The organism is Streptomyces sp. NPDC037083 (assembly GCF_055606485.1).
Genome location: NZ_JBVJSQ010000010.1, coordinates 100,373 through 122,982, shown reverse-complemented (window position 1 = coordinate 122,982; position 22,610 = coordinate 100,373). Strand labels below are relative to the sequence as shown.

Below are 22,610 nucleotides of genomic sequence, written 5' to 3'. Positions count from 1 at the left end.
GCTCCGGGCCAGGGGATTCTCAGGCGGTGCGCCGGGCGCGGTGGCGGACCTCTCGGAGTCGGACCTTCGCCGGCAGGTGTTCCAGACCGGCCGATTCCCGTGCGTGTGCGAGTACTTCCCCGCTCAGCCGCCCCAGGGTCCGCGCCGGGTCCGCGTGCGGCTCCAGCATCAGTCGCACGCGTGCCTGCGGAGCGGTACGCCGGCCCGTCAGCCGGACGTGAGCCCGCGAGACCCCGTCGAGGGCCTGTGCCTCTTCCTCGACGACGTCCTCCAGCGTGCGGCCGTCGAGCCGGTTCGCCGCGCCGTCCTCGCTGCCGACGAGGACCTGGTCCAGGCGGCGTCGGCGTTGCGCGAAGAGCCACCACAGCAGCAGGACCAGCAGTACGGCGAGGGCCGCGATGACGGTCGGCCACCACCAGTCCTCTTCCCGCCACCGGGTGCGTCCCTCGGCGCCCAGCACCACATCGTCCGGCCCGCGGAAGGGCCACCAGCCCGGCATGCCGAAATCCCAGTGGCGCTGCAGGTCCAGCGCGCCCAGCAGCACGCCGCCGCCCAGGGCGAAAAGGCCCAGGCCGAGGAGGCCCAGCAGCACCCGGTTCACCGTCTTGAGCATCGGGATCACCTCGGCCCTGTCAGCCCTACTTCTTCGGGCGGTGGACGTGCACGGTCGGCGTGGGCTGCCGGGCGAGACGCAGGGACGTCACGGCCTCCCCCAGCGTGTCGTCCAGGTCCGCGCGGACCTCGTCGAGATCGCGGAAGTGCGCCCACACCCGCGCCTTGATCCTCCGGCGGCCGACGGTCACCCGTGCCGACTGGACGCCGGGCACCCGCATGGCCCGGTCGCGCAGCACCAGGGCTGCCGCGCGGCGGTCGAGCCCGGCGCGGACCTCCCTGCCGTCGGCATCGGTGGGCCGGCGCATGGGCAGCAGTCGGCGCAGTCCCGGAGTCACCGCCAGCAGGAAGAGCCACAGGCCGAGGGCCGCCGCCACCGCCGCGCCGACGATCATCCAGGTGTCGTCCAGGGGCCGGGTGGCCAGTTCCTCGGCGAGCCGCCGCCGCCAGTGCATCGCGGACCGGCCGGCCCGCACCGCGACCACGTCGTACAGGAGCAGTCCGACGGCCGCGGCGGCCAGCAGGGCCGCCAGGGCCGCGGGGATCCGCCGCGCCGACCAGAAACGGTGCACCGACCCGCCCGGTCGCTCGCTCGCCGTCTTGGCGCCCGCGTCCGCCCCGGGGGTGCCCTCGGCGGTCGGGGCCGCCTGGTCCGGACCGGCGGAGAGGTCGCTGTCCCCGGTCGGCTGCCGCCGGGTGTTCGCGCTCATCTCACCCTCTCCCCGTCCGTGCGCCGCGCGTGCGCCGAGTGCAGTCTCTCGACCGACACCGCGAGGTGGGACACCTCCATGCCGGCCCAGGTCCTGATCCGTTCGGTCACCTCCCGGCGCACAGCCGCGCACTGCGCCCCGATGTCGGACGGATAACCGAGATCGACGCCGATGCGCAGCCGTGCCTCGCCGAGTGCCGCCTGCCGTCCGGCGTCGGACTCGGCGTCCCGTCCTGCGGTGGTCGGCTCCGGCGCCCTCCGTACGGACGAGCTCACGCGGGGCGTCCGGCGGCCGGTTGGCACACGGCCTGCCGACTCGCCGAACCGGCCCAGCGCCTCGCGCGCCACCTGCGCCGCGATCTTCGAGACGACCCGGTCGGCGACGACGATTCCCCCGCGCTCCCCGCGCGGGACGCCCGGGCGCCCCTCGGCTGCTCCGGTCACCGCCGCCAGTCTCCCTGATGAGCCCGTCGCCGGTCATCGCGGATGCGGTCCTGCCGATCCCGTCGCCGGACGAAGTCGCCCGGTTCGAGATCGCCTTCCATGATCCGCCCGACCACGAGTCCGACGACGCCCAGTACCAGCACCAGCAGGAAGGCCCAGAAGTCACCGAAATACGCGGCGAATCCCAGTGCCATTCCGGCCGCCAAGCCCACCACGGCCCTGCTCATCACGCGCTCCTCCACTCAACCGTCCCGTTCCGCTCCGGCTACTGGATCCGCTGCCGCTCTTCCTCTTCGTCCTCGCCGTCGTCCGGCAGTTTGACGTCGCTGACCGTGATGTTGACTTCCACGACCTCCCGGCCGGCCATCCGCTCCACCGCGGAGATCACGTTCTCCCGTACGGCGCCGGCCACGTCCGTGATCGAGACGCCGTAATCGACGACGATCTCCAGATCGATGGCCGCCTGCAGCTCCCCGACCTCGACGCTGACCCCGCGGGTGACGGATTTGCCGCTGCCGGCGCCGGGCATCCGTTCGCGCACGGATCCCATCGACCGCGCGAATCCGCTGCCCAGGGCGTGCACGCCGAGCACGTCCCGCGCCGCGATTCCGGCAATCTTCTCCACCACGACATCGGCAATGGTCGTCCGGCCGCGAGTGCCGGGCGCACCGCCGAGCTTCACAGCGGTGTTCTCAGTCATCGGGATATTCCTCCCTCACGAGGGACACATACACCCATTACTCATATTACAGTCTTGTTAGTACCTTTTGTCAGTTTTACAGACCGCGAGACGGTGCGGTCCGACGAATGAATGGCCCGAGGTCCGGAGGTGAGGACCGGTGACCGAGGCGTTGGCGCAGGAAGTGAGAGGCCGGCTCGGGCTGGGCCGGCTGCTCCCGCTCGGCGGGCCCCAGGACGGGACATGGATCACCGAACAGGCGGCCGTCCAGGTCCTCGGGCGCACGGCCGCCGGGATTCCCGGCGTTCGGCTGGAGTCCCTGCGCATCGGGGCGGCGCCGCTCCAACCCGTGTCCGAGCCGGCCGTCCGTCCGCCCGTCAGCGCGCTGCCGCCGGGTCCGCTCAGGATCGAGGCCGCCTTCACCGCCTCCGTCGCGCGTCCATTGCCGGAGACCGCCGGCGAACTGAGGAGTGCCCTGCTGACCACGGCCTCCGAGGGGCTCGGCCTGGCGGCCGAGACGGCCGACCTGTACGTCACGGATCTCCGTGAGATTCCGGAGGCAGACGCGACGTCACGGACCGCCTGGACCACTGCGACGGCCACGCGGCCCGCCCCCGAAGCCACAGCCAAAGCCCCAGCCACGACCCCGGTCCCGGCCACAGCCGCTGCCTCGGCCTCAGCCGCGCGGGGCGCGCCCCCGGTGACCGGCACGGGATCCGTGCAGGGGCCCTTCGGGCAGCTGGCGGACGTCGCGACGGGTGTTCCGGGTGTCGCCCGCCTCACCACCGTGCTGGGCAGCCGCCCGGTCACGGTGGCGGACCGCGACGATCCACCCGGCCGGCACATCGAGGTCCACCTCGCGGTCGCCCCCGGACGTCACCCCCTGGACGTCGCACGCGCCGTCCGGGCCGCCGTGGCCGAGGCAGCCGCCGCCGACGCCCCGGGCCCGGTCACCGCAGCCGTCCTCGTCACGGAAACCGCGACCTGGCCGGAGACCGTGCCGGTCACGTGACGCGCGCCCCTCGGTGATCCGCCGGGCCCCCTTCGTCGGCCGCCCCCGCTGCCGGCGCGAAGCCGTGCGCACTCCGCGGACGGGCCCCGTGCCGCCGCGGTGTGAGACCTGCCCGGCAGGGAACTCGCATGCAGACAGAGGGCCCGCGCTGCCGCCGGCAGACGAAGCAGACGTCCACCTTCCTCCGCGGCCGCGCGATTGCGCGTCCCGCAGTGGCGAAAGCGCGCCCTTATCGCGGCCCGGTCTCAGCAACCCCCGAAGCGGCGCCGAGCCATCTGCCCCTTCGAGAGGGTTTCACCATCATGACCACACACACCACGGTCCGGCCCCCGCCCTCGGACAGGCCCGGCAGTGACTTCGCCCGGCTGTCGAGAAGGATCACCGACGCCGGCCTCCTGGGGCGCCGCCCCGGCTACTACGCCCTGCGGATCACGGTGGTGGCCGGGCTCTACGCCGGCGCGTGGGCCGCCGTCGCGCTCGTCGGCGACAGTTGGTGGACGCTGGCGGTCGCCGCCCTCCTGGCCGTCGTCTTCGGCCAGGTCGCCCTGCTCGCCCATGACGCGGCCCACCGCCAGGTGTTCCGCCGACGCCGGGCCAGTGAGACGGCCGGACGGATCGCGGGCGCCGGTGTCGGAATGGGCTACGGGTGGTGGCAGGACAAGCACACCCGCCACCACGCCAACCCCAACCACGAGGAACTCGACCCCGACCTCGACCCCAACCTGCTGGTCTGGTCCCCGGATCAGGCCCGGGCCGCCACGGGCCTGCCCCGCCTCATCGGCCGCCGGCAGGCGTTCCTGTTCTTCCCGCTCCTCACCCTGGAGGGCTTCAACCTGCACGTGTCGAGCGTGAGGGCGCTGGCCAATCGCTCGCTCAAACACCGGACCCTGGACGGCACCCTGCTGTTCGCGCACTTCGCGGTGTACCTGACGGTCCTGCTCTGGCTGCTGCCGCCCGGCATGGCGATCGCCTTCCTCGCCGTCCACCAGTGCCTGTTCGGTGTCTACCTCGGCTCCCTCTTCGCGCCCAACCACAAGGGCATGCCGATCCTGAAGGGCGACGACCGGCCGGACTTCCTCCGCCGCCAGGTGCTCACCTCACGCAACGTGCGCGGCGGACGGTTCACCGACATCGCGCTGGGCGGGCTGAACCACCAGATCGAGCACCACCTGTTCCCCAGCATGCCCAGCCCCAACCTGCGCAAGGCCCGGACCATCGTCCGCCGCTACTGCGAGGAACTGGGTCTGGACTACGCGGAGAGCGGGCTGATCGCCTCCTACCGGCAGGTCCTCACCAGTCTCCACCGGGCCGGAGAACCGCTCAGGCACGCCGGCGTCCCCGCCCGGGGACGCACGGCGGCCGTCGGCGGCACCGACGTGTGAGGGACGGCGCTCAGGACCGGAGCGCGGCGTCGACGTACGTCTTGGCGGTGTCGGTGATGAAGTCGCGGCTGCTGTCCGGGGTCAGCGCCTGAGCCTGGAGATGGTCGTACATCATGCCGTAGTGCTGCACGTCGGACGGCTTCTCCAGGTAGAGATCGCTGGTGAACCGTTCCAGGTACACCACGCCCGCCTCGGGACTGTCGGCGAACTGGAGGATGGAGAACTGTCCCGACAGACCGGGATGGGCGCCGGCCGTGTAGGGCAGGACCTGCACGGTGATGTGCGGCTCGGCGCCGAGTGCGTTGAGGTGCTCCAGTTGTTCGCGCATCACGTCGGCGCTGCCGACGACCCGGCGCAGCGCCGATTCGTCGAGGACGACCCACAGCCGCAGCGGGCAGACCGGGTCGAAGATCCGGAACTGGCGGCGCAGCCGCACCTTGAGGTGCGTGGCGGCCTGTCCGGCGGTGAGCCGGGGGATCGACTTCCCGATGACGGCCTGGGCGTAGGCGGGGGTCTGCAGCAGTTCGGGCACCACCATGGGCGCGTGCGTGTGCAGGGAGGCGGCGTCCGTCTCCAGGCCGATGTAGACGCTGTCGGAGAGGTCGCCGTAGGGGTGCCACCAGCCCCGCTGACCGGATTCCCGGGCCATCTCCATCAGGGAGTCGACGACGCCCTGGTCCGTCACCCGGTAGATCGCGCACAGGTCGCGCACATCGCGGGGGCTGATGGCACGGTTGCCGTTCTCCATATGGCTGATCTTGGGCTGGGAGACCATGAGCCGCGCGGCCGCCTCCGTGCTCTTCAGCCCACTGGCCACGCGGAGCCGGCGAAGCTCGGCACCGAGACGTCGTCTCCTGACGGTGGGATTGGTCTTCGCGGCCACGCGGGCTGTACCTCCGGGTCCAAATGACTGTGTAGGCAGGCAGGTTGCCATGGCACAGGGGTTGTCGATCACACGCAATGCCGCGGTGGCGGCCGCCAGCCGAAGCGGAGTCTTACGTTGGCAATTGCCGGTTCAACCGCCGCAACACCGAAGCGGAATGCCCAGTTCATCCGTCTGTGCGATTATGCGCCGGTGAAAGCCCCCTCCCACCCTTCTCCGGACGCGTCTCCCGCTGAGCGTGTCGCCAAATACCCAGGTTTCGCAGCCGAGTTCAAGGACGCCGTCACGCGCCGGGCCTTCGGGCTCGTCCTCGGCGGCCTGTTCGTCCAGCTCGCCTTCATCGTGTCCTACGTCGGTGCCTTCCACTCGCCCACGCCGCATCGGATACCCGTCGCGGTCGTCGCTCCGCAGCAGGTGTCCGCGAAGATCGTCGCCCAGCTCAACGCCCTAGACGGGGACCCGGTCGAGGCGCTGGCGGCGCCGAGCGCCGCGGCTGCCCGGCAGTGGGTCCTCACCAGGAAGACGGACGCCGCCTTCCTCTTCGACTCGTCCGGGACCGACGACACCCTCCTCGTCGCCTCGGCGGGCGGGCCGTCGGTGTCGCAGACCGCGACACAGATCGCCCAGAAGATAGAGACGGACCGCAAGCGGCAGATCACCGTCACGGACATCCGGCCCCCGAACGCCGGGGACGGGCGCGGAATGACATCCTTCTACCTCGTGCTGGGCTGGGTGGTCGGCGGTTACCTGACCGCGACGATCATGGGCATGGCGGCGGGTTCGCGGCCCGCCAACCGCCACCGCACCCTGATCCGCCTCGCCGTCCTCGTGCTGTACGCGGTCGTGTCGGGGATCACCGGAGCGGCCGTCGTCGGAACGGTGTTCGACGCACTCGGCGGTCACTTCTGGGCCCTGAGCGGCATCGGCGCCCTGGTCGTCCTCGCGTCGGCGGCGACCGCGCTCGCCCTGCAGACCCTGCTGGGCCTCCTGGGCACCGGCGTGGTCGTCCTGCTCTTCGTGGTGCTGGGCAATCCGAGCTCCGGCGGCGTCTACCCGGCGCCGTTGCTCCCGGCGTTCTGGAGCGCGATCGGACAGGCGCTGCCGCCGGGCGCCGGCACCACCCTGGTCCGCAACACGGTGTACTTCTCGGGCCACGCCACCACGTCCGCGCTCTGGGTGCTCGGCGCCTACGCGGTGGGCGGCGCGGTGCTCGCCTGGGCGGCCTCCTGGCGGCACGAACGCCGGCTCGCCGCCGCGGCCGCCGGGGTGTCCGGGCCGGCGCCGGAACCCTCCCCCGCGGCCTGACGAGCGGGCCGTCCCCGCCGGAACAGTGACCGCGCGCCTCGGCCGGGCAGGGGGAGGCCGGTGACGGGCAGAGGGCCGGACCACCGTGATGGTCCGGCTCTCGGTGCGACGGGACGGCGGCGGTGGGCGGCCCGGGCTCAGTGGCCGGCGGCGCCGGCGTCGCGGCGACGGCGGCGGAAGGCCGCGGCGTAGGTCGTCAGCCCGCCCAGGACCAGCGCCAGACTCGCGGCGATGATCAGATGGGCGGTGGAGGAGGTGCCGGTGGCCGCGAGGGAGGCTCCTCCGGCGACGAGGCCGGTTCCGGTACCGCTGAGGTAGTTCACGATCTTTTTCCTCTCGGCGACCCGTCGGTCGCGTCGGATCAGGTGGGGCGGATGGGTCGGACGGGGCGGGCGGATCAGGTGGGGCGGGCAGGTCACGGTGGTCGTGCGGGCCGGGGGCGGCGGGGGGTCAAGGTGCGCAGGACGTGCGTAGGACGTGCGCGCGGGCCGGTCACTTCCAGGCGGAGACGCGGGTGGCGTACGACTTCACGACCGACGAGACGAACCAGTAGGCGCGCACGGTGGAGAAGACCAGCCCGGGCAGCATCAGCACGTCGACCATGACGCCCTTCCAGCCGAGATGGCGGGTGCGGAAGGCGGCGTACACGATCCAGAAGGCGACCAGGCACAGCCAGACCGGGTCCAGGTCGAAGCCTCTGTGCGCCATCACGCCGGTCCAGGCGGCCAGCCACCCCAGCGTGTAGAGGAAGCCGACGAAGCCGAGGACCATGCTGGTGATGGAGAACCACGTGTACCTGGTCCAGCCGCGCCGCCGCAGGGTGTCGACCGTGCCGCGTCCCCAGCGCTCCCGCTGTCCGATCAGCTCGCCCAGGGTGGGCATGAGATCCGTGTAGGCGATGCAGTGCTGGTTGGCCGTGACCTTCCAGCCCACCTCCTTCAGCGCGAGCGTCGTCTCGTAGTCCTCCACGAGGTTGGCGTGGTCCTCCCAGAACACCTCGCCGCGCCAGCGCAGAATGCTCAGCAGCGCCTCGGTGCGGTAGAAGGAGCCGGCGCCCGACATGCTGTGGATGCCGAGGCGGTAGCGGCCGCGGGCGTACCGCCCGTACTCCATGATCTGCATTCCCAGCAGGTAGCGCTGCCAGAGGTTCTTCCACAGTCCGGTGCGTCCGAGGCAGGTGGCGCTGAGTCCGCCCAGCCGCCGGTCGGAGGCCATGACGTTGCGCGCTCGTTCCAGGAACTTCGGGTGCAGGCTGGTGTCCGCGTCCATGACCAGCAGGTATTTCGCGGTGGCCGCGAGTCCGCCGGACGCGCTGTGCAGCCATTGGATGCCGTGGTTGAGGGCGCCGGCCTTCTTGTGCGGGTTGTCCGGCAGGTCGAAGACGACCGTGCGCGGCACCCCGGGGCGGTCGGCGAAACCGCGGGCGATCTCCTCCGTGCGGTCGGAGGAGTTGTTGACCACGACGACGATCAGGTCGGGCGGTGCGCTCTGCGCGGCGAGCGATTCCAGCGCCAGGAGAACGCCGTCCTCCTCGTCACGGGCGGGAAGGATCACGGCGGTCTCCATCAGGGGAGCCGCTCCCTGGGTGACCAGGCGTCGGCGGTGGGCGCCGTGCGAACGCCGGCCCCTGCCCTGAACAGGGCTGCCCGCGCGGCGGCTTCGCTCGTCGTGCGCGGGGCCCGGCGGGCCGCTTCCCGCCGCGACCGGGCGCCCGCCAGCCGTGGTTGTGTGATCGGACATGATCGAGTCGCCCCCCGGCGGCGGGACTGCCGTCCCTTTCCTCGACGGCCGTCGAGGCCGCCCTGTTGCCTGGTTCTGCCCGGCGCCGCTTCCCCCGGCGCGGGGCAGTCGTAGCCACCCCGGACGGGTGGCGGTACGAGGGGCCATTGTTGTGGCGCCGGTTACGGCCCCGGAAGAGTGACGGAGGGGCGTGAAGGAGCGCGGGAGGGGGTGAGGGCGGGAAACGTGACCGGGTCAGACCGGTTCGGGCTGGGGTTCCGGCTGGCGCGGCAGTGCGGCGGCCGGTTCCCACGCCGTGGTGGTGCGTACGTAGCCGTAGACGACCGAGGCCATCGCCAGGATGAGGAGCGGTCCGCAGACCCACCGGTGTTCGGCCAGCTGCAGCGGCAGGAACCGATAGGACGTCAGGAGCGCGGCGAAGACCGTCGTGCCGTAGGCGACGAGCTGGATCCCGGACCGGTCCCAGCCGCGGGCCTGGGCGCGCAGAGCCGCCTCGATCGTGAGCGCGAACACCACGCCGGCGACGAGGTCCGCGCCGTAGTGGTAGCCGAAGCCCAGCGTCGCGGCGAGTGTGGCGACGAGCCAGACGCTGCCCGCGCAGCGCAGCGCCCTCGGGCCCCTCCGGGAGTGCACGAAGATCGTGACGGCCCACGCCGTGTGCAGGCTGGGCATGCAGTTGCGCGGGGTGATGTCGTCGAACGGCATGGGGTGCGGGGCGCCGATCGGCGGTGGGGTCTGCGGCCACAGGTCGGCCACGGCCCACTGCACGCTGGGGTGCGAGTCCGTCCACAGGCTGACCGCCGTCCAGTGCTCGGTGCCGTCGCCGTAGGCGAAGATCGGTCCGACCACCGGGAAGATCATGTAGAAGGCGGGTCCGAGGACGCCGATCGCCAGGAAGGTGCGCACCAGGTGGTGGGCCGGGAAGCGGCGCTCGAGCGCCACGTTGCGCAGCTGGTACAGCGCGACGACGACCGCGGCCACCGGGAGCTGGCCGTAGACGAAGTCGAGGGCGTTGAAACCGATCGGACCGGTGGCCGTGACGAGCCGGCCCACCAGCCACGACGGGTTGCCCAGGGCGTGATCGGCGGTCGCCACGTACTGGTCGAGCACCGACGGGCGGGTGTGCGAGGTGATGAGCAGCCAGGTGTCGCCGGTCTTGCGGCCGGCCATCAGCAGCAGGGCCAGCCCGACGCCCTTCAGCAACAGGACCCGCTCACGGCCGGTGCGGCGCGTGACCGCGATGACCGCGCAGCCGAGCGTCACCCACAGCGCCCCGTTGCCGAAGGGGTGGCCTTCGGTCACCTTGATGCCGGCCGCCCACCGGACCGCCAGGAAGGCGAGGTCGACGCCGATCGCGGCGCCGATCGCGATGAACCGCTGCCGCCAGCCCATCACCACCAGCATCAACGCCATGCTGGCGTAGAGCAGACCGCCCGACTTCGGTGGGAATATCACCTCGCGTACCTGGGAGGTCAGCGGCCCCGGCAGGCCCAGGTGGCGTGCGAAGAACTCCAGCGCGACGACGAATCCGAGGGTCAGCACGCCCGCCGCGACCGCCAGCATCACCCGGGGCCGACGCCACTCGAACAAGGCGATTCTGCTCTTTATTCGCGAAAACACCCGCGTTGATATGGATATCAATTCTCTGACCAGTTTGTGAGGTTTTGGTTGAAATAAGTCGTCTATCTCGCTGGGTGGCACGGCTTTCCCGTGAAGGACGGGCAATGGGGGCGTTCGTCGCGAGGTCGAACATGCTATCGGAGCGATTCACAGGTTTTGTCGGTAACGCGGGGCATCACACAAACCCCCAGGTCATGGACCTGGGGGCGGGAGGTGTGCAGACGGTCAGACGGAGGGGTTGACGACCACCACGGCCGAGTTGTTCTTGGTCCTCGGGTCGAAGGTGCCGGGCCTGTCGGAGTGGGCGTGGACGACGACCCGACCTGTCGCGTCGGGCACAACCCGGTCGATGCGCAGCCGGAACGGGAAGGCGGCCTTCAGGTCCGGCTTGGCCCACATCGGCAGGGTGCAGGCGTAGTGGCCGAGGCTCGGGTCGTCGCCGGCCGTCCAGGCGCTGTGGCAGGTGGCGGGCACGGACGTGGCGGTGGTGCCCGGCGGGAGGTAGTAGTCGATCACGGCGACGGGGTCGCCGGAGCCGACGTTGCCGACCCAGGCCGGACCCCGGTTGACGAAGCGGAACCCGGCGGTGACGGTGTCGCCGGCCGCGCCGCTCGCCTCGCTGCCGTGCACGGCGAAGTCGGCGGTGTTGTCGGCGTCGATCCGCCAGGCGCGCCCGTTGTTCGAGCTGTCGAGGTCGGTGACGTCGCCGCCGGGCTGGACCTCGTAGTCGAACCGCTCGTACAGCGCGTGGCCGGTGACGGTGAGCCGCAGCGGCTCCGGCAGCTCCACGGTGGCGCCGGGCGCGACGTCGGTGTCGAAGGAGCAGGTCACGTACGTCATCGGCGTGTACTCGCCGCCGCCGTCCGGCCCGGTGTAGGTGCACTGCGGGTAGCGGGTGGCGACATCGAGGCCGTAGGTGGCCCACAGCTTCACACTGAGGCCGTGGGCGGTCTCGTTGCCGGTGTTGGTGACGGAGAACGGCACGGTGAGACTCGTGCCGGGCGCGACGCCGGTGACGTCCTGCTGGGCGCCGATGCCGAGGTCGGGGCCGGAGCCGACGGTGACGAAGGTCTCCGCGGAGAACTCCGGGGCGACGAGCTTGCCGTCGGGGCCCCCGGTGGCCTCGGCGGAGTACTCGATCGCACCCTGTGCGCCCACGGCGGCGCCGGCGGCGGCCCGCACCTTCAGCTGCACCTGCGCGCTGTAGCGGGTCGGAACGTCCCCGGTGTCGCACACGGCGACGGTGCCGGCGTCGTTCGGCGCACAGTTGGCGGGCCAGACCACCTCGGCGACCCCGGCGAGCCCGGAGACGTCGACGGTCAGCCGGCCGTCCGTCACGGTGAAGTTGTCGTTGTCGTGGTACAGGCCGAGCGCCAGCGACCGGTACTCCGCCGCACCGCCGTCCGCGGCCACGACGACCGCCTGCTCGTACGGCGCCTGGATCCACAGCTGATCGCTCTGCGCCTCGTCGTCGGCGAAAGCGACCCCACCGCCGAGAGCGGCGACGACCGACGCGCCCACCGCTGCGGCACATGCCCCGCGGCGCAGCACACGCCGGACGGAGACAGAACTCATGACATCCCCCATATGGGACAGAAGAGACCCCGGTGCAATGACCAGCACCGGACGCGCGTTGGACAACCCTGCGAAACGAAAGGTTGTAGCCGCGGCACGCCCGGCGCCTGATTCTTACCGTCCTCCGGTCACAGAGACTTTCTTCTCGGGCTGTTCTCGAACTCGCGCTCGACCCCCCGGACGTTGTCGAGGACGTCCTTGCCCTGCTGGTCCACCAGCCGTGTGACGCTCTCCTGCAATATGCCGAACAGGATCGCCCAGGCGAGGATCTGCGGACCGTTGTCCAGATTCGACAGACCCGGCACGAATCCCCCATGGATCAGGACGAGACCCAGCAAAGCGGCCAGGGCCCCCACCGGGATCCGGAGCAGCACCAGCATCAAGGGGACCGAATACGGAGTGGACGTCCCCTGAATTCCCTTCAGGGAGACCGCCGCCGCGAAAGCCGCCGCCGCCGAACCGAAGGCCATCACCAGGAGCAGGTCCTCGCCCCTTTCCGGGCCACTGATGGGACAGACCTTCTTCTTCGGCGGCGGAGTGAAGCAGACGTTCGACACGATCGAATCGGGAGAAAGGAAACCCCACAGGATGAACATTCCGGCGATCACTGTCGTCGCGATCACCGACACCAGCAGAATGTTCCGGAAACTCCGAGCCTTCGCCCGTTCCTTCTCCGACGCCCTTTGAGAAGCCAGCAGCGTGGTGACGGCGAGCTCACGCATTTCCTCGGTGAGCTTGTGGCCGTTGGCCCGCAGCTCCTTCTCCAGTTTCGCCCGGCGGGGGTCCGAGTCACCCAGATGCTGCCGTGCGCTCGCCAGCACCAGCGGCCCTAACTCGTCCAGCTCTTCCTTGGGCGTGAGGCGAAGAATGTTCGCTTCCGCGCGGTGTATGTTGGCGAGCGCCCGGTCGATGTCCGATCCGGAGATGACGGACCACGGGTTCTTTTTCCGATTGGCGGCCTGGCGCGCGACTTTGAGATGCGTTTCGACCTTTGCCGCGATCTCCTCTTCATGCGCCGCGAGTCCCTGGGGATTGAGCATCCTGATCCGGTTGATCTGGCACTGCAGTTCCGCTATGTGTGCGACGGTGCGCTGCCACCAGGAGGATCTGGCATAGCCGGCAACATCGCTGTCCGAGTCCAGAATCGCGTTCTTGCCGGATGTCATGACTGACGCCTCCCGTTAATTCCGGAGGTCGATCCGCTCCAATCCCCTATTGTCATGCTAAGCACGGCACGGCACGGCTGCATCTCGCCGGGTTCCGATCACTGTTCACCGACGGGAAGCCGGACGGTGAAAGTGGTGGATCCGGGGCTGCTGTCGAGCGCGACGCTCCCGCCGTGGGCCTCCGCCACCGCCGCGACGATCGACAGGCCCAGGCCGGTGCCGGCGCCTCCGCCCGCGCCCTCGGCCCGGCGGCGGTCCGCGTGGGTGAAGCGTTCGAAGACCTTGGGCCGGATGTCGGCGGCCACGCCCGGCCCGTCGTCGCGGACCTCGAGCACCACTTCCCCTCCCCCGACCTGAACCGGAACGGCCCCGAACCGGGGGGGTCTCGGGCCGGGGGGTCTCCGGTGGGGCGGTGGTCAGGGAGATGGTCACCGTGGTGCCGGTGGGGGTGTGGAGGCGGGCGTTGGCCAACAGGTTGGCAAGGACCTGATGGAGCCGGTGGGCGTCGCCCGTCACCGTGACCGGGTGGATCGGGCGGATCCGCGGCCACGCAGACCCTCACCGGGGATTCGGTCCGGACCCGCTGCGGGCCCGTCCAGGTCCGCGTCACCCTGACGAACGGGAAGATCACCGACGTCACCGCGGTCGGCTACCCGCAGGAGAATCCGAGGGACCAGCAGATCAACGCCTACGCCGTTCCGCAGCTGACCAGAGAGGCGCTCACCGCCCAGAGCGCCGACATCGGCACCGTCTCCGGCGCCACGTACAACAGCGACGGCTACCGCCAGTCACTCCAGTCGGCGCTGGACGCGGCCGGCCGCTGACGCCTCCGCCCGGGGCAGCGCTGCCCCGGGCGGAGGTGCGCTCAGCGCTGGGTGTAGATGAAGCCGATCTTGTCGACCTCCTCGGCGGCGCGGCCGTGGAATCCGGCGATCTGCCGGCCGGAGGGGGCGGTGCGGGTCACGCAGTCGGAGGTCGTGGTGCCGCCGGCCAGGGTGCGCCCCAGGTTGGTGGTGAACTTGGCGTAGAAGACCCGGGTGCGGCCGTCCTTCTGGCCCTGGCAGAGCTGGGCCGTCGTCACGTACTCGCCGTCGCCGAGGGTGAGGGAGGACGCGGTGCCGCCCGTGCCGCCGTGGGCGAGCGTGACGCCGTTGCTCAGGGTGAGGCTCATCCGGTCGACGCGGGAGCCGGCGCGCAGGGCGAGGGTGGTCGCGCGGGCGGCGGCCGGGACGCTGTCGATGTCGTTGAAGTAGTCGCCGTGCGGCCCGCCGAACTGGTCGCTGAGCTGGAAGGCGGCATTGCGCGACCAGGTGAAGCCGACCGTGATCGGGTCGTGGTCGGAGAGCATCAGCCCGCCGTCGGTGAGGAACTTGGCGTGCTCGTTGTCGTAGGCGGTGGCGGAGAGCGAGACGAGCTTGCTGCCCCGGTAGAGGACCTTGTCGACGACCTCGCACGTGTTGGGCACGGTGGGCTTGGTCTGGTCGCAGACCAGGGCGTCGCTGCCCTTGGCGGGCGGGGTGCCGCCGCGGATGAGCTGGACCCAGGCGTCGGTGAGTCCGTTGGCCGCGCCGAACTCGGCGATCGTGTCGCCGGAGCGGGTGTAGCGGGTGTTGGTGTCGCCCATGACCACGACGGCGTTGCCGGCGGAGTGGCTCTTGATGAAGGCCGTGAGCTGGGCGAGGTTGTCGGCGCGCGAGGCCAGGTCGCCGGCGTTGGTGCCGGCGTTGGTGTGGATGTTGTAGAAGTCGACGTAGACGCCCTCGGCGAGGCGCTCGCGCATGAACGTGAAGCCCTTGGGGGTCAGACAGTCGCCCGAGTCGTACTGGCAGGAGTTCCAGCGCACCCGCTCGAAGTCGTCCACGTCGTAGGGGATCTTCGACAGGGTGTTGAGCCCGCTGCCGATGCCCGCCCCGCCGCTGGTGGGGGTGCGGTAGGCGTGAGCGGTGTCGCCCGCGTACAGGTAGGCGTGGTAGTTGAAGTCCTCCTGCGCGTGGACGATGTCGTACGGCGCGATCCGCTGACCGATGGTGGTGGTGCTGGACTCGCGGGGCGTCGTCGCGCTGGAGATGGCCTCGGGCAGGCCCGCCACGTTGTAGCTGAGCACGCTGAACGTGCCCGAGTCTGCGGCCGCGGCGGCCGCTGCGGGCGGCGCGGCCGCGGCGAGGCCGCCGAGGGTGGCGGCCGCGGCCGCCAGGCAGGCGAGGAGTCTGCGCATGCGGGAGTGCTCCTGAGGAGTGAAAGCGGTTGTGAGGGAACCGGAATCGAAGTTACCGGCGGTCACTCCACTTGTCGTGCCCCTGGCAGAACTTTGTGCCCGCTGTTGCCCGGCCCGTGGGGACGGCGCCGGCAACCGTTTTCGCGCCGTTTCCCCGGGCGCTCGCGAGGCCAGGACGAGAGGCGGCTCGCGGGGAGCGGGCGTGCCTCACGCGACGGCGGGCCGGACGCGTGCCTCACGCGACGGCGGGCCGGACGCGTGCCTCACGCGACGGCAGGGCGGACGCGTGCCTCACGCGACGGCAGGGCGGACGCGTGCCTCACGCGACGGCAGGGCGGACGCGTGCCTCACGCGACGGCGGGGCGGAGATTCGCCCTACCGAGCGGCGCCCGATCCGCCTCCGGCCCGGGCGTCGCCTCCTCGCGGGCGCCCTCCCCGCGCGCCCCCTTCTCCTGGGGCCTCTGCCCGTGCGTCCCCGTCCCGGTCCGACGTCGGCCAGACGTACGGCAGGTCGTCCGGCACGTCGGGGAAGAGCGGTGCGTAGACGGCCGGGTCCTTGCGCACCAGCGCCGACCGGTGGCTGCGGTGGAAGTCGGCCTCGCCGAGCCACGGAGGCAGTTCCCCGGCCGCCTCCAGCCGCGCCTGGGCACGCGGAAGCGCAGTCGCCTCAGCTGTCGCAGCCGTCGCAGCCGTCGCAATCGCGGCAGTCGGCGCGTCGGGGAGGTGACGGAAGGCCGCGAAGTCGGCGACCAGCGTGGCGGCGCAGGTGTCCTGGTGCCCCTGGTCGCACCACACCTCGCAGATCTCCAGCCCGTACCGGACCAGCGCCTCCTCGTAACCCGCCCACATACGCACGGCCGGATGGCGACGCCATCCGTAGCCCGGCCGGACGAGGCCCCGAAGGACCTGCAGCGCCTCGACGCGCTGCTTGCCGAGGCGGCGAGGGTCCAGGACCAGCGCCGTGGCTCTGAAGTCGGGGCAGGGCAAGAAGGTCTGCATGCCGCCACCCCTTCCAGAGCACGCCGCGTTGTCTGCAGGTCAGAGGGTCGAGCCGGGGTTCTCGGGCCGGATGCGTCCGCGCCAGGCGCCCGTCTCGCCGCCGCGCCCCTCGACGTACTCCTTGAAGCGGTGCAGGTCTCCCTTCACCCGGCGGTCGATCATGCCGAGCATGTCCGCGCCCTTCTCCGCCATGCCCGAGGGCTCGACGTCCATCACGAGCTCCACCCGGGTGTGGGTGGCGTCCAGCCGCTCGAACCTGACCGAGCCTCGCTGCTGGGTCTCGCCGCCCACGGAACGCCAGGTGATCCGGTCGTCCTGCAGCTGGTCGACGATCTCGGTGTCGAACTCGCGCCGCACTCCGCCGATCTTGGTGGTCCAGTGGTTGTGCCGGTCGTCGAGCTGCCGCACCTCCTCGACGCCCTCCATGAAGTTGGGGAACTCCTCGAACTGCGTCCACTGGTTGTAGGCCGTGTGGACGGGGACCTCGACGTCCACTGCTTCCTTCACCGTGCTCACGGGTTCCTCCTCGTCGACGATCGGTACCGCCGGCCTTCGCCGACGGTCGTTGGGCACGACGCCGGGTACCCACCCACGGAGACGTGAAGACCCGCATTCCTGCATCAATGACTCGAAGCCCCACGAAGAAAAGTCCGTTATGTCTTGAATATGCGTATGGGCTGCGTCGAGCCGGATACCCGTGCGGCATGACACGGACACTGAGACCGCGAGGGTGGCACGCACGGCACGACGACCGCGTCGCCGCCGAGCACGAGGACGACAGGCGCGTGGACGACGGACGCGCGGGCGACGAGCGTCCGGACGATCAGCGCGCGAGCTACGAGCGCCTGGACGACCGGCGGGCGGAGGACCGGCGGGCGGAGGACCAGCGCGCAGGCGACGAGCGCCTGGACGACCGGCGCATGGAGGACCAGCGCGCGGACGACGTGCGCCTGGACGACCGGCGCGCAGACGACGAGCGCGTGGACGACCGCCGCGTGGACGACCGGCGCACGGACGACGAGCGCCTCGACGACCGGGGTGAGGGTGGGCGGGCTGCGGCCGCCGCCGGGCCGGACGAGCAGGTGGAGCAGCGGGCGCCGGACAGTCCGACGGACCTGCCCAAACGCTCCTGGGCGGCGGTGCTGAAAGGCACCGTGAAGGAGTTCAAGAGGGACGAGCTGGCCGACCGGGCCGCGGCCCTGACCTACTACTCGATCCTGGCGCTCTTCCCCGCCCTGCTGGCGCTGGTGTCGCTGCTGGGCATCGTCGGTAAGTCGGCCACGCAGACGGTCCTGGACAACATCCAGAAGCTCGCCCCGGGTCCGGCTCAGGACGTGCTGCGCAGCGCCGTGCAGCAGATGCAGGGCAAGGGCGGGATCGGCTCGCTCATGGCGATCGTGGGCCTGGTGCTGGCGGTGTGGTCGGCGTCCGGTTATGTCGCCGCGTTCATCCGCAGCGCCAACGCGGTCTACGACGTCCCCGAAGGCCGTCCGGTCTGGAAGGTGCTGCCGGTGCGGGTCGGCGTGACCGTGGTGCTGATGGTGATGGCCGTGATCAGCGCGCTGATCGTCGTATTCACCGGCGGTCTCGCACGGCAGGCGGGCACGGCGCTCGGGGTCGGTGACGCGGGTCTGACCGTGTGGTCGATCGCGAAGTGGCCGGTACTGGTGCTCCTGGTCACCGTCATGATCGCGCTGCTGTACTGGGCGACGCCGAACGCCAGGGTCCGCGGCTTCCGCTGGATCACCCCGGGCAGCTTCCTCGCCCTGGTGATCTGGATGATCGCCTCGGCCGGGTTCGCGCTGTACGTGGCGAACTTCGGCTCCTACAACAAGACGTACGGAACCCTCGCCGGTGTGATCGTCTTCCTGGTGTGGCTGTGGATCACGAACTTGGCGATCCTCCTCGGCCTGGAGTTCGACGCGGAGCTGGTGCGCCAGCGTGCCGTCGCCGGCGGCCACCCGGCCGACGACGAGCCGTACGTCCAGCCCCGCGACACCCGGGCGTGGGACGAGGAGGACCGACGCCGTCTGGGTTCCTGACGAGCGCCCGGGGAGCCGACGAGGGAAGCTCCCGTCGTCCGGTGACGTGTTCTGCACCGACGAGCGGTATCTCCGGTGCGTCGGCGGGTACTGGGGTGACCGACCGGCATGCACGCCGAACGGGCGGCCCGCTCGTCCGGAGGAAGGGACCCAGTGAGCGTTCAACCCCCTCTCGCCCTCGCGGCGGCCACCGTCATCGCCCTCGTCCTGCTGGCCCGCTGGGGAGCCACCCCCCGCCCCCAGCACGACCGCCGCCCCGGCCGGGTCCTCCCGCATCCCCCGCTTCCGCGCCGCCTTCCCGGCCCCAAGCCGGGCCCGGTCGGACACGAGACCGCCCGGGCCGTTCCCGCACCGGCTCCGGCCGGCCCCGCGCCGGGCGGAACGGGAGAACGGCGGCGGTCCGCCGCCCCGGACCCCGGCGCCCGCAGCGCGTTGCGCGACGTCGAGCAGCACCTGAGCCGCCACTGGGAGCGGCTCCGGCCCCTCTACCCGCACGTCTCCGACGCCCCGCAGCGCCCGGGCCGGTGACCGGCGGAGCCGTCAGCCCGACTGCGACGCCGTCCCGGACGGCGTCTGCCTGACGCCGTCGACGACGGCACGGTTCATGACGGCGCTGGTGTAGACGACCGTGCCGGGCTTGATCAGGCCGTCGTCTCCGTCGGCGCGGTTCACCTGGACCGTGCGCTCGCCCAGGAAGACATGGGTCTTCCTGTCGAAGATCCACTCTTCGCGCTGTCCGCTGGTCTCGTCGAGGCGGGCCACCGCCACGCCGTGCCGGCCCGCCGCGTCCACCGCGTCGTCCACCACCACGACGCCGGGGATCTTCGCGGCCGCCTTGAACAGGGCCGAGTACAGCGCCGCCGGCGGGTAGCTCTCGCCGAGCAGGTCGCCGATGGTGGTGAACGCCTCCTGGTCGGGACCGTTGCCGTGGCCCGCGGTCTCCTTGTAGATCTTGGCCAGCAGGGCGTCGGGGTCGGTGGTCAGCTTGGCCAGGTAGTCGTACGACGGAGCGTTCAGGTACGCCTCGGGCGTGTTGCCCTTCTCGTCGGGGAGGCTCAGGGTCTCGCCCTCGGGGCCGTCGTTGACGGCCGGGTCGATCAGCCAGCCCTTGGTGCCGTCCGGGGACATCCACACCTGACGGGTGTGCAGTTCGTGCGCGGCCAGGGTGCTCTTGTCGCCGTCGGTCCGCACGAAGCTGTCGGCCTGCTTGGACTCGACGTAGATGTACTGGCCGGGTTTGACGGTGGGGTGTCCCGCCTCGGCCGCCGCCAGCGAGATCCGGTCCAGCAGCTGCGGCACGCCCTTCGTGGACGCGACGCCGACGGTCGTGGTCAGGGCCGGTCCGGTGGCGACGCCGCCGTCCTCGACCCCGCCGCCGGACTTCATCACACCGAGGACGACCGCCGCGGCCACGGCGACGGTGAGCGCGGGCAGCGCGATCGCCGGGCGCGGCAGCCGCAGCCACCCGGCCCTCGACGCGCCCGGCGCCTTCGCCGCCGCGCCGGTGCGCTCCGCCTGCTGTGTCTCGTGAATCCGGGTCTCGTGAATCCGGGCCATCATGCGCTCCTTGTGGAACTGGTGACGGCCCGGCGGCAGGTCGCGCGTCGTCCGGTCGAAGAGCTGGGCGCCCTCGTGCCGCTCGGCGGCGTCGTGCCGGGACGGGTTCGCGTTCATCGGTTTCCTTCCTGTGCGGGCCGGATCGCGTGTGCGTGATCGCCTCTTGTCTGTCTGCCGGGGCGGCCGCCTTCCCGTTTCACCGGACTTTCCGCGGGGTTTTCTCCGCCATGGCCGTCGACGCGGGCACGAGCCCGGGCGCCCGTACGGGCGGGGGCCCGGCGGTCGGCAAGGGCCGCGGGACGGGCAGGGGCATGGTCATCGGCCTCGGCGAGCTTGCGGAGCTTTCTGCGGGCGCGGGAGAGCCGGGAGGCGACCGTGCCGACCGGAATGCCCAGTGCCTCCGCCGCGGCCTCGTAGTCCAGCCCTTCCCCCAGGCAGAGGGCGATGACCTCGCGCTCCGGGCGGCGCAGCGAGGCGAGAGCGGTCAGCGCCGTCGCGAGGCGCTGCCGGTCGTCGAGCCGGTCCGCCACCTCCTCGGCGTGGTCGGGCACCGAGAGCTCGGCCGCCGCGGCGGCCTGCGCCGCCGCCCGGTAGCGCCGGTTGCTCCGGTACTGGTTGCGCGCGGTGTTGGTGGCGATGCCCAGCAGCCACGGCCGCAGGGAACCGCCCTCGGGGTCGACCCTGTCGCGCAGCCGCCACGCTTCCATGAACGTCGCGGCCATCACGTCCTCGGCCGTCGACCAGTCGGCGGTCAGCCGGAAGGCGTGGTTGTAGACGGCGCGGGCGTAGGCGTCGAAAAGCTCCGCGAACGCGCTCGAATCCCCGGCCCGTATCCGGGTTCGCATAGGAGTGCTCACCTCAATGAGCTGTCCGGCACCCCGCACCGACTTCCCGTGACCTGCGCCACACGTGACCCGCGGCGGGGGCCGGCACTACAGGTAGTCCTCCAGGCGGGCGACCGTGTAGCCCTGTTCCTGGACGTGGCGCAGCAGGTTCGCCGTCATCTCCGTCATCGTCGTGCCCTTGAGCTCGGACGGGCCTCGGAAGTGGGCCAGGACGATGTCGCCCGGGTGGAGTTTCCTGTCGCCGCGCTGGTACTGCATGTTCTTGATCTGCATGGACTCGCGCCACAGGACGATGGCCTCCACGCCGCAGGAGGCCGCGGCGGCCCTGGTGTCCTCGTTCCAGTTGCCGTAGGGCGGGCGGAACAGCCGCGGCGCGGAGCCGTAGTGCTCCTTCAGCCGCTGCTGCTGACCGCAGATCTCCTGTTTCTGGGCGTCCGCGCCCAGGGTGCGGAGGTTCGGATGGGTCAGCGTGTGGTTCTGCACGCCGCCGCCGAGTGCCTGGAGCGGCTTGAAGTACCCGTAGTCGGCGCTGATGGCGGAGTCGGTCAGGAACATCGTGAAGGGGATCTTCAGCTCGCGCATCATCGTCACGAACCGCGGGTCCTTCTCGGCCCCGTCGTCGAACGTGAGGAAGACGATCTTCTTGTCGGTGGGTATCTCGCTGATCACCGGCACGCCGCCGCCGGCGCCCGTCCGCACCGCCGGTTTGGTCGCGGGCGGGGCGGGCGGCGCGGCGAGCGGCTTGAGACCCCACTTGCGGTAGGCCGCCTCCGTGGCCGCACGCGCCCCCGCGCCCGCCTCGCCGCGCGGGGCCCGGGCGGCCGGCGCCGAGCGGTGCGGGCCGGCGGAGGAGGAAGCGGAGGGGGAGTCCGAGCCGGAGCCCGCCGTGCAGCCCGTGGTCAGGGCTGTCGTGAGAAGAAGGCAGGCCAGTGCCGCCGTGCTGATCCGCCTGTCCACCGCGCGCCCCACCCCGTGTTCGTCCTTCACAACGGCCTGTCCGCCTTGCTTGATGGCGAACAGGTGTCCGAGGTTCCACAGTCTGGCCTGCGGATCTGCCCTCATGGGGGTCCTCGCCCGGTGATGTGTCCTTCGTCTCTGCGGGACACGCCGGCCCGATCGCCGACGCCTCCGCACGGCGGGCGCGGCCCTCCGGAGATCGGCATCAGAGCAGGTCACAGCCGCAACGGGACATACCGACCGATGACACCGGGGTCCACGGCGAAGGAATATCTGCGGCCGCGACATGAGAAATGGTTATGGCGCGCGACGGCTATTCCCCGACACGGAAGGCAGCCGGAATTATTTTTCGCGCGGGCTCGATCTAGGCGTGCTAGTGTCGATCTCAGTTGCAGTTGTGGTTGCCTTGAGGTTTTCCGACGGGTTGATCATCACGGCGACCGGAGTCCGCACAGGGCGAACTCCGAGCACCGTCCCGAAGGAGATTCAAATGGCTACCGGTACCGTGAAGTGGTTCAACGCGGAAAAGGGCTTCGGCTTCATCGAGCAGGACGGCGGCGGCGCCGACGTCTTCGCCCACTACTCGAACATCGCCGCCCAGGGCTTCCGTGAGCTCCAGGAAGGCCAGAAGGTGTCGTTCGACATCGCGCAGGGCCAGAAGGGCCCGACGGCCGAGAACATCGTCCCCGCCTGACACAGGCGCTGACGCATACTTCTTGCAGCTGGGGCCCGCACCTTGGGGTGCGGGCCCCAGCTCGCTGCATTTCCGGGTGTTTTCCTCCCCGCCGGCCGACGCTTCGGCCCCCTCGTTTTTCGGCTCGTTCTCGCGATTTTCTGCGCTGTTCATCTCGCTGCGGAATTCCTTGGC

Annotated in this window: 23 protein-coding genes and 2 pseudogenes; 7 read left to right on the top strand and 18 right to left on the bottom strand. The window is 71.1% G+C overall.

The window, feature by feature from the left end; all coding sequences use genetic code 11:
* Window positions 1–19 precede the first annotated feature (19 nt).
* Genes amaP through ACZ7DE_RS25885 form a run of 5 tightly spaced genes read right to left on the bottom strand, consistent with a single transcriptional unit; the run spans window position 20 to window position 2,465 of the window.
* On the bottom strand, window positions 20–613 hold the full coding sequence (gene amaP, locus ACZ7DE_RS25905) for an alkaline shock response membrane anchor protein AmaP (RefSeq protein WP_470765116.1): 594 nt from the start codon (window positions 611–613) through the stop codon (window positions 20–22).
* Window positions 614–638: 25 nt separating this feature from the next.
* Entirely contained in the window at window positions 639–1,322 is a 684-nt protein-coding gene (locus tag ACZ7DE_RS25900) for a DUF6286 domain-containing protein (RefSeq protein ID WP_470765114.1), read from the bottom strand.
* Complete coding sequence (locus ACZ7DE_RS25895) at window positions 1,319–1,765, bottom strand: Asp23/Gls24 family envelope stress response protein (RefSeq protein WP_470765112.1); 447 nt, start codon at window positions 1,763–1,765, stop codon at window positions 1,319–1,321. The genes ACZ7DE_RS25900 and ACZ7DE_RS25895 overlap by 4 nt, the downstream gene beginning before the upstream one ends.
* Window positions 1,762–1,992: a hypothetical protein gene (locus ACZ7DE_RS25890; RefSeq protein ID WP_470765110.1), complete on the bottom strand. Its 231-nt coding sequence runs from the start codon at window positions 1,990–1,992 to the stop codon at window positions 1,762–1,764. Before ACZ7DE_RS25890 ends, ACZ7DE_RS25895 begins: the two co-directional genes overlap by 4 nt.
* 38 nt (window positions 1,993–2,030) lie before the next feature.
* On the bottom strand, window positions 2,031–2,465 hold the full coding sequence (locus ACZ7DE_RS25885) for an Asp23/Gls24 family envelope stress response protein (RefSeq protein WP_470765108.1): 435 nt from the start codon (window positions 2,463–2,465) through the stop codon (window positions 2,031–2,033).
* 139 nt (window positions 2,466–2,604) lie between these two features.
* Between ACZ7DE_RS25885 and ACZ7DE_RS25880 the strand changes: the two genes are divergently transcribed.
* Both ACZ7DE_RS25880 and ACZ7DE_RS25875 read left to right on the top strand, forming a co-directional pair.
* On the top strand, window positions 2,605–3,456 hold the full coding sequence (locus ACZ7DE_RS25880; protein ID WP_470765106.1) for a hypothetical protein: 852 nt from the start codon (window positions 2,605–2,607) through the stop codon (window positions 3,454–3,456).
* A gap of 302 nt (window positions 3,457–3,758) precedes the next feature.
* The gene (locus tag ACZ7DE_RS25875) at window positions 3,759–4,838 is read left to right on the top strand and encodes a fatty acid desaturase family protein (RefSeq protein WP_470765105.1); all 1,080 of its coding nucleotides are present in this window, start codon (window positions 3,759–3,761) and stop codon (window positions 4,836–4,838) included.
* A 10-nt stretch (window positions 4,839–4,848) separates the two neighbouring features.
* On the opposite strand, the gene ACZ7DE_RS25870 is transcribed toward ACZ7DE_RS25875, so the two are convergent.
* The gene (locus tag ACZ7DE_RS25870) at window positions 4,849–5,721 is read right to left on the bottom strand and encodes a helix-turn-helix domain-containing protein (RefSeq protein ID WP_470765104.1); all 873 of its coding nucleotides are present in this window, start codon (window positions 5,719–5,721) and stop codon (window positions 4,849–4,851) included.
* Window positions 5,722–5,913: 192 nt separating this feature from the next.
* Here ACZ7DE_RS25870 and ACZ7DE_RS25865 point away from each other — a divergent pair, with 192 nt between their 5' ends.
* Entirely contained in the window at window positions 5,914–7,026 is a 1,113-nt protein-coding gene (locus tag ACZ7DE_RS25865; RefSeq protein ID WP_470765101.1) for a YhgE/Pip domain-containing protein, read from the top strand.
* A gap of 137 nt (window positions 7,027–7,163) precedes the next feature.
* On the opposite strand, the gene ACZ7DE_RS25860 is transcribed toward ACZ7DE_RS25865, so the two are convergent.
* From ACZ7DE_RS25860 to ACZ7DE_RS25835, 6 genes and pseudogenes are all read right to left on the bottom strand, one after another.
* Window positions 7,164–7,349 carry a hypothetical protein gene (locus ACZ7DE_RS25860; protein ID WP_470765099.1) on the bottom strand — a complete coding sequence of 62 codons (186 nt, stop codon included), beginning with the start codon at window positions 7,347–7,349 and terminating at the stop codon, window positions 7,164–7,166.
* A 169-nt stretch (window positions 7,350–7,518) separates the two neighbouring features.
* Window positions 7,519–8,592: a glycosyltransferase family 2 protein gene (locus ACZ7DE_RS25855; RefSeq protein WP_470765097.1), complete on the bottom strand. Its 1,074-nt coding sequence runs from the start codon at window positions 8,590–8,592 to the stop codon at window positions 7,519–7,521.
* 408 nt (window positions 8,593–9,000) lie between these two features.
* Window positions 9,001–10,329, bottom strand: coding sequence for a phosphatase PAP2 family protein (locus tag ACZ7DE_RS25850; protein WP_470765515.1), 1,329 nt, complete (start codon window positions 10,327–10,329; stop codon window positions 9,001–9,003).
* 282 nt (window positions 10,330–10,611) lie between these two features.
* Window positions 10,612–11,961: a COG1361 family protein gene (locus tag ACZ7DE_RS25845; protein WP_470765094.1), complete on the bottom strand. Its 1,350-nt coding sequence runs from the start codon at window positions 11,959–11,961 to the stop codon at window positions 10,612–10,614.
* Between the two features lie 128 nt (window positions 11,962–12,089).
* Entirely contained in the window at window positions 12,090–13,127 is a 1,038-nt protein-coding gene (locus tag ACZ7DE_RS25840; RefSeq protein WP_470765093.1) for a hypothetical protein, read from the bottom strand.
* Between the two features lie 98 nt (window positions 13,128–13,225).
* A pseudogene (locus ACZ7DE_RS25835) lies at window positions 13,226–13,661 on the bottom strand (sensor histidine kinase); the annotation flags it as partial.
* On the opposite strand from ACZ7DE_RS25835, the pseudogene ACZ7DE_RS25830 reads away from it, so the two are divergent.
* Window positions 13,655–13,951: pseudogene (locus ACZ7DE_RS25830) on the top strand (FMN-binding protein); the annotation flags it as partial. The pseudogenes ACZ7DE_RS25835 and ACZ7DE_RS25830 sit on opposite strands and share 7 nt — an antisense overlap.
* 41 nt (window positions 13,952–13,992) lie before the next feature.
* Here ACZ7DE_RS25830 and ACZ7DE_RS25825 read toward each other — a convergent pair.
* The 3 genes from ACZ7DE_RS25825 to ACZ7DE_RS25815 all read right to left on the bottom strand — a co-directional run bounded on the left by ACZ7DE_RS25825 (window position 13,993) and on the right by ACZ7DE_RS25815 (window position 16,857).
* Window positions 13,993–15,342, bottom strand: coding sequence for a jacalin-like lectin (locus ACZ7DE_RS25825; RefSeq protein WP_470765091.1), 1,350 nt, complete (start codon window positions 15,340–15,342; stop codon window positions 13,993–13,995).
* A gap of 375 nt (window positions 15,343–15,717) precedes the next feature.
* The gene (locus tag ACZ7DE_RS25820; protein ID WP_470765089.1) at window positions 15,718–16,341 is read right to left on the bottom strand and encodes an MSMEG_6728 family protein; all 624 of its coding nucleotides are present in this window, start codon (window positions 16,339–16,341) and stop codon (window positions 15,718–15,720) included.
* A 39-nt stretch (window positions 16,342–16,380) separates the two neighbouring features.
* On the bottom strand, window positions 16,381–16,857 hold the full coding sequence (locus tag ACZ7DE_RS25815; RefSeq protein ID WP_470765087.1) for an SRPBCC family protein: 477 nt from the start codon (window positions 16,855–16,857) through the stop codon (window positions 16,381–16,383).
* Between the two features lie 404 nt (window positions 16,858–17,261).
* On the opposite strand from ACZ7DE_RS25815, the gene ACZ7DE_RS25810 reads away from it, so the two are divergent.
* A complete protein-coding gene (locus tag ACZ7DE_RS25810) occupies window positions 17,262–18,383 on the top strand; it encodes a YihY/virulence factor BrkB family protein (protein ID WP_470765513.1) in 1,122 nt (373 codons plus the stop codon).
* A 153-nt stretch (window positions 18,384–18,536) separates the two neighbouring features.
* Window positions 18,537–18,911, top strand: a complete 375-nt coding sequence (locus ACZ7DE_RS25805; protein ID WP_470765085.1) for a hypothetical protein — start codon at window positions 18,537–18,539, stop codon at window positions 18,909–18,911.
* A gap of 12 nt (window positions 18,912–18,923) precedes the next feature.
* Here ACZ7DE_RS25805 and ACZ7DE_RS25800 read toward each other — a convergent pair whose 3' ends face one another.
* From ACZ7DE_RS25800 to ACZ7DE_RS25790, 3 genes are all read right to left on the bottom strand, one after another.
* Complete coding sequence (locus ACZ7DE_RS25800; RefSeq protein WP_470765083.1) at window positions 18,924–20,057, bottom strand: CU044_5270 family protein; 1,134 nt, start codon at window positions 20,055–20,057, stop codon at window positions 18,924–18,926.
* Window positions 20,054–20,785: an RNA polymerase sigma factor gene (locus tag ACZ7DE_RS25795; protein WP_470765081.1), complete on the bottom strand. Its 732-nt coding sequence runs from the start codon at window positions 20,783–20,785 to the stop codon at window positions 20,054–20,056. The genes ACZ7DE_RS25800 and ACZ7DE_RS25795 overlap by 4 nt, the downstream gene beginning before the upstream one ends.
* An 87-nt stretch (window positions 20,786–20,872) precedes the next feature.
* Complete coding sequence (locus ACZ7DE_RS25790; protein ID WP_470765079.1) at window positions 20,873–21,847, bottom strand: polysaccharide deacetylase family protein; 975 nt, start codon at window positions 21,845–21,847, stop codon at window positions 20,873–20,875.
* Between the two features lie 385 nt (window positions 21,848–22,232).
* Between ACZ7DE_RS25790 and ACZ7DE_RS25785 the strand changes: the two genes are divergently transcribed.
* Window positions 22,233–22,436, top strand: coding sequence for a cold-shock protein (locus ACZ7DE_RS25785; protein WP_030224351.1), 204 nt, complete (start codon window positions 22,233–22,235; stop codon window positions 22,434–22,436).
* Window positions 22,437–22,610 lie beyond the last annotated feature (174 nt).